We start from the raw sequence: 1,884 nt of genomic DNA, 5'->3' as shown, positions 1-1,884 counted from the left end.
CTTCCACGTTCATCCCGATGTCAACCTTTTGCAGGACGAGCATGACCGCCTGGTGCTGGCCGCCGATCAGGCCGACACCTGGGTGTTCACATCGGCCGAAGTGGTGCCGGAGGTCGAGGAATCGATCTATTTCGCCGGTCTTGGCGGCCCGCGCCGCAGCCGCCAGATCGTGCTTGCCTTCAAGGCCTCGGAAATCGCCGAAGTCCACTGGCAGCTGACCCGCACCAGCATCGCCGGTTATCCGGAAAACAACTGACCTACCTGACCGCCGGTTTGATTTCCGGGCGGCATGTGCTACGGGCGCGGGCATCCACCACACCAGTCGTGAAAGGCCGCCAGCCCATGGCCGTCGCCGCCAAGAACATTCCCGCACCAGACCTGGTTCCCGTGCGCCGCGCCCTGCTCTCCGTTTTCGACAAAACCGGCCTCATCGATTTCGCCAAGGCGCTGGCAGCCGCAGGCGTCGAGCTGGTCTCGACCGGCGGCACGGCAAAGGCGATCTCTGACGCGGGCCTTCCGGTGCGCGACGTCTCCGAGCTCACCGGCTTTCCCGAGATCATGGATGGCCGCGTCAAGACCTTGCATCCCGGCGTGCATGGCGCGCTGCTTGGCGTGCGCGACGATCCGGAGCATTCAGCGGCAATGCGCAAATACGGCATCGAGCCGATCGATCTCGTCGTCTCCAATCTCTATCCGTTCGAGGAGGTCCGCCGCTCCGGCGCCGACTACGCATCGATCGTCGAGAACATCGACATTGGCGGCCCGGCCATGATCCGCGCCTCGGCCAAGAACCACGCCTATGTCGCCATCGTCACCGATCCCGGCGACTATGCCTCGGTGCTGAACGCGCTGGAGATGAACATCGGCTCGCTGTCGCTGGATTTCCGCAAGAAGCTGGCCGCCAAGGCCTTCGCCCGCACCGCCAGCTATGACGCGGCGATCTCCGGCTGGTTCGCCGAAGCGCTCGAGATCGAACACCCGACGTGGCGTGCCTTTGGCGGCAGGCTGGTCGAGGTGATGCGCTATGGCGAGAACCCGCATCAGAGCGCCGGCTTCTATATCGATGGCGACAAGCGGCCGGGCGTCGCCACGGCGCGTCAGTTGCAGGGCAAGCAGCTGTCCTACAACAACATCAACGACACCGACGCCGCCTTCGAGCTGGTCGGCGAGTTCGATCCGGCGCGTTCCGCCGCCGTCGCCATCATCAAGCACGCCAACCCGTGCGGCGTTGCCGAAGGCACCTCGCTGAAAGCCGCCTACGCCAAGGCGCTCGCCTGCGACCCGGTTTCGGCCTTCGGCGGCATCGTCGCGGTCAACCGCACCCTCGACGCCGAGGCGGCGGAAGAGATCGTAAAAACCTTCACCGAAGTCATCATAGCGCCCGGCGCCACTGACGAGGCAGCGGCCATCGTCGCGGCGAAGAAGAATTTGCGCCTGCTGGTCACCGGTGGGCTGCCGGATCCGCGCACGCCGGGCACGACGGTCAAATCCGTCGCCGGCGGTCTGCTCATCCAGGGCCGGGACAACGCTGTCGTCGACGACCTCGAACTGAAAGTGGTGACCAAGAGGGCGCCGACGCCGGTCGAAATGGCCGACCTGAAATTCGCCTTCCGCATCGCCAAGCACGTCAAGTCCAACGCCATCGTCTACGTCAGGGACGGCGCCACCGTCGGCATCGGCGCCGGCCAGATGAGCCGGGTCGACTCCTCACGCATCGCTGCCCGCAAGGCACTCGACGCCGCCGAGGCCGCCGGCCTTGCCGAACCGCTGACCAAGGGCTCGGTCGTCGCCTCCGACGCCTTCTTCCCCTTCGCCGACGGATTGCTGTCGGCGATCGCCGCCGGCGCCACTGCCGTTATCCAGCCGGGTGGCTCGATGCACGCC

2 protein-coding genes are annotated in these 1,884 nt (G+C 66.0%); both read left to right on the top strand.

From position 1 onward, the window contains the following. The coding region (locus EN879_RS34100) for a heparinase II/III family protein (protein WP_206521064.1) at nt 1–256 on the top strand (256 nt) is incomplete at its 5' end. 86 nt (nt 257–342) lie between these two features. After that, the coding region (gene purH, locus EN879_RS34095) for a bifunctional phosphoribosylaminoimidazolecarboxamide formyltransferase/IMP cyclohydrolase (RefSeq protein ID WP_127274622.1) at nt 343–1,884 on the top strand (1,542 nt) is incomplete at its 3' end.

This window comes from Mesorhizobium sp. M7A.F.Ca.AU.002.02.1.1 (genome assembly GCF_003998535.1).
Taxonomy (GTDB): domain Bacteria; phylum Pseudomonadota; class Alphaproteobacteria; order Rhizobiales; family Rhizobiaceae; genus Mesorhizobium; species Mesorhizobium ciceri.
The sequence above is the reverse complement of the archived record's forward strand: the minus strand, read 5'-3'. Positions and strand labels throughout refer to the sequence as shown.